General features: G+C 48.8%; 5 protein-coding genes and 1 rRNA gene. 4 read left to right on the forward strand and 2 right to left on the reverse strand.

All coding sequences use genetic code 11. The features are described 5' to 3' along the window. Positions 1 to 77 (forward strand): 5S ribosomal RNA (rrf, locus tag GA0061070_RS26115); the annotation flags it as partial. Between the two features lie 69 nt (positions 78 to 146). Here rrf and mobB read toward each other — a convergent pair. Together mobB and mobA are read right to left on the reverse strand one after the other, a co-directional pair. Further along, complete coding sequence (gene mobB / locus GA0061070_RS24090; protein ID WP_090139037.1) at positions 147 to 650, reverse strand: molybdopterin-guanine dinucleotide biosynthesis protein MobB; 504 nt, start codon at positions 648 to 650, stop codon at positions 147 to 149. Then, positions 647 to 1231, reverse strand: a complete 585-nt coding sequence (mobA, locus tag GA0061070_RS24095; protein ID WP_090139039.1) for a molybdenum cofactor guanylyltransferase MobA — start codon at positions 1229 to 1231, stop codon at positions 647 to 649. Before mobA ends, mobB begins: the two co-directional genes overlap by 4 nt. Positions 1232 to 1300: 69 nt before the next feature. On the opposite strand from mobA, the gene GA0061070_RS24100 reads away from it, so the two are divergent. From GA0061070_RS24100 to dsbA, 3 genes are all read left to right on the forward strand, one after another. Next, positions 1301 to 1570, forward strand: coding sequence for a YihD family protein (locus tag GA0061070_RS24100; protein WP_090139041.1), 270 nt, complete (start codon positions 1301 to 1303; stop codon positions 1568 to 1570). Positions 1571 to 1645: 75 nt separating this feature from the next. Continuing rightward, the gene (locus GA0061070_RS24105; RefSeq protein ID WP_090139043.1) at positions 1646 to 2632 is read left to right on the forward strand and encodes a serine/threonine protein kinase; all 987 of its coding nucleotides are present in this window, start codon (positions 1646 to 1648) and stop codon (positions 2630 to 2632) included. 16 nt (positions 2633 to 2648) lie between these two features. Continuing rightward, positions 2649 to 3272 (forward strand): thiol:disulfide interchange protein DsbA, encoded by a 624-nt coding sequence (dsbA, locus tag GA0061070_RS24110; RefSeq protein ID WP_090139046.1) that lies wholly within the window; start codon positions 2649 to 2651, stop codon positions 3270 to 3272. The last annotated feature ends 173 nt before the right edge of the window (positions 3273 to 3445 follow it).

Below are 3445 nucleotides of genomic sequence, written 5' to 3' on the forward strand. Positions count from 1 at the left end.
CCGAACTCAGAAGTGAAACGCCGTAGCGCCGATGGTAGTGTGGGGTCTCCCCATGCGAGAGTAGGGAACTGCCAGGCATCAAACCCGTGAAAAGGTCATCTGTAAGGATGGCCTTTTTGCATTCAAACGAAATGAAAGGTCACGCACTATGCGCGTAACCAACGAAGAATAAAGTCAGCAATCTCAGCTACATCATTTATATTCAGCACCGGCACATCAAGTTCCAGTGCTACATCGCTGGCTACCGCGATGACATGCTCATCCATTATAAGTTCTTGCTGATTATGCCCACAGTCCTGTCGCCAGAGCATAATTTTAGCCACGGGCTCATGTTTAAAACCCTCGACCAGAACTAAATCCAGTTTCGTTGCATCCATTCGACCAGCAAGATAGGCCAGATCCAGACTGGTTTCATCCGGTGTTTCTGTCATCAGTGCCCAACGTTGCGAGCTGGCGACCAGAGTCTGTGCTGCTCCTGCCTTGCGAAGCTCATAGCTATCTTTACCCGGTTTATCGACATCCATATCGTGGTGGGTATGTTTTATTAAGCCTGGACGAATACCATGAGCACAAAGCTCTGGAATTAACTTTTTGAGCAGCGTGGTCTTTCCTGTACCGCTCCATGCGGCAATAGCGAGTAGTGGGATCATAGTGATTCCTGCCAGTGAGCCAGATCTTCCGGGGTATTCACATTAACGAAAGCGCCTTTAACATCGCTAAAATCCACCGCATGGCCGCCAACTTCGCGCAGGAATACCATTACCCTGCGTTCACCGCGAGCCAGATATGTCTCTAACAAGGGTATGATATCGCGATGAATCAGCGCGATAGTTGGGTGATCCCGCTCGCCATCGTGGACCCAGACAGCCAAAGCCTGCTGACGGTTTCTCTGTAACCGTATGGCAAGATCTGCCGGTATATGAGGGGTATCGCACGGACAGAAAAGGAACCATAATCCTGAATGTTGCTGCATTACCGATAGAATTCCTGCCAGCGGCCCAGGATAATCACATAGCGTATCGGTCAGCACGGGTAGGCCACTCGCACGATAGATATCGAGGTTTCGATTAGCGCTAATTACCATATCTGCCACCTGCGGCTTCAGTTTCTGTGCTACATGCTGCCAAAGTGGATGGTCGTTAAGTTGCAATAATCCCTTATCATTTCCGCCCATGCGCGAGGCTTTCCCCCCCGCCAGAATTACGCCAGTTATCGCATCACTTATTGCCACCAGTACCGCCTCTTTTATTGTGGATTTGACCCTGCTAACGTGTCTGTACCAAGAGTAAGGAGCACGAATATGAAATGTAAACGCCTGAATGAAGTTATCGAACTTCTCCAGCCTGCGTGGCAAAAAGAACCCGAGTTAAACTTAATGCAATTCTTGCAGAAACTGGCGCAAGAGTCAGGTTATGAGGGTGAACTGGCCGATTTAAGTGATGACATCCTGATCTATCATCTGAAAATGCGTGACTCGGCAAAAGATGCCGTCATCCCTGGTATTCAGAAGGATTATGAAGAGGATTTTAAAACCGCTCTGCTGCGCGCACGTGGCATAATTAAAGAGTAAAAGCTTGTAAGCGGCGCCACTGAATGCGCCGCGAAATGGTATCCTGAATTATTCGTCGAATTTTCGGATGCCCGGATGACCTGTAACGCTTTTACTTTCCAGACACTGCACCCCGACACCATCATGGATGCGCTATTTGCCCAAGGGATCCGTGTGGATTCTGGCCTTACTGCGCTAAATAGCTACGAAAACCGCGTTTATCAATTTCAGGACGAAAATCGTCGTCGTTATGTGGTGAAATTTTATCGTCCTGAACGCTGGTCAGCCGCGCAGATCCTTGAAGAGCATGAGTTTGCTCTGGATCTTCAGCGCGATGATGTACCGGTCGCCGCGCCGCTTGCCTTTAATCACCAGACCCTACTCACTCATCAGGGGTTCTATTTTGCTGTCTTTCCAAGCGTTGGCGGTCGGCAATTCGAAGCCGACAATCTGGATCAAATGGAATGGGTTGGCCGCTATCTCGGGCGACTGCATCAAACCGGCAGCAAAAAACGTTTTACTCATCGCCCTGATATTGGTGTTAAAGAGTATTTAATTGAACCCCGCCAGTTATTTGAAACCACGACGCTTATTCCAGCATCGCTGAAAGAAGCATTTTTGAGCGCCGTTGATAAACTTATTGATGCTGTTATGGAGCAGTGGCACAGTCGTTTCAACCTCCTGCGTCTGCACGGCGACTGTCATGCCGGAAATATTCTCTGGCGTGACGGGCCGATGTTTGTTGACTTAGACGATGCGCGTAATGGTCCTGCGGTACAGGATCTATGGATGCTGCTGCATGGCGATAAAGCTGAGCAGCGTATGCAACTGGAGATGATCGTTGAAGCATATGAAGAGTTTTGTGAATTTAATCGTACCGAGCTTGGCTTGATTGAGCCTCTTCGCGCTATGCGTCAGGTGTACTATCTGGCGTGGCTTATTCGTCGATGGGACGACCCGGCGTTTCCGAAAAACTTCCCATGGCTGTGCAGTGAAGATCAATGGCGCAGGCAGACTTCGATTTTTCTGAATCAGGTGAATGTTCTGCAAGAACCACCTTTAGCATTAACACCAATGTATTAAATGGAGAGAATTAACCATGAAGAAGATCTTTTTGGCGCTGGCAGGAATGATTTTGGCTTTTAGCGCCGCAGCTGCTCAACCTACTGATGGTAAGCAGTTTATTACGCTTGATAAGCCAGTGGCAGGGGAGCCGCAGGTCCTTGAGTTCTTTTCGTTCTATTGCCCGCATTGCTATGACTTTGAACAGGTATGGCATGTTGCCAGCGCTGTGAAAGAAAAGCTGCCGCAGGGCACCAAAATGACCAAGTATCATGTTGAATTTCTGGGGCCGCTGGGTAAAGAAATGACTCAGGCCTGGGCGGTTGCAATGGCGCTTGGCGTGGAAGATAAAATTACTGCTCCGATGTTTGAAGCGGTGCAAAAAACGCAGACTATCCAGTCCGTTGCTGATATCCGTGATGTCTTCATCAGCGCTGGCGTGAAAGGCGAAGAGTATGATGCGGCGTGGAACAGCTTCGTGGTGAAATCACTGGTTGCTCAGCAGGAAAAAGCGGCTGCTGACCTTCAGTTGCAGGGCGTTCCGGCCATGTTCGTTAACGGGAAATACCAGGTTAACCAGCAAGGTATGGACGGCAGCAGCTTGGATGCTTTTGTGAAAGACTACGCAGACACAGTAAAATATCTGGTAGAGAAGAAGTAAAAAAAACGCCGGTCACTGACCGTAATGCCGATCAGTTAAGGATCGGTTGACCGATCCAGTGGCTGTGTAAGAATCCGTAGGGAGTGTTAGAAATTCTGTGTCATTCCAGTAATATACAATCAAAAAGGAATGACACATGTCCCAGCCCTTCGATTTTGACAAAGCACTTAAGG

The sequence above is a fragment of the Kosakonia oryziphila genome, assembly GCF_900094795.1.
Classification (GTDB): domain Bacteria; phylum Pseudomonadota; class Gammaproteobacteria; order Enterobacterales; family Enterobacteriaceae; genus Kosakonia; species Kosakonia oryziphila.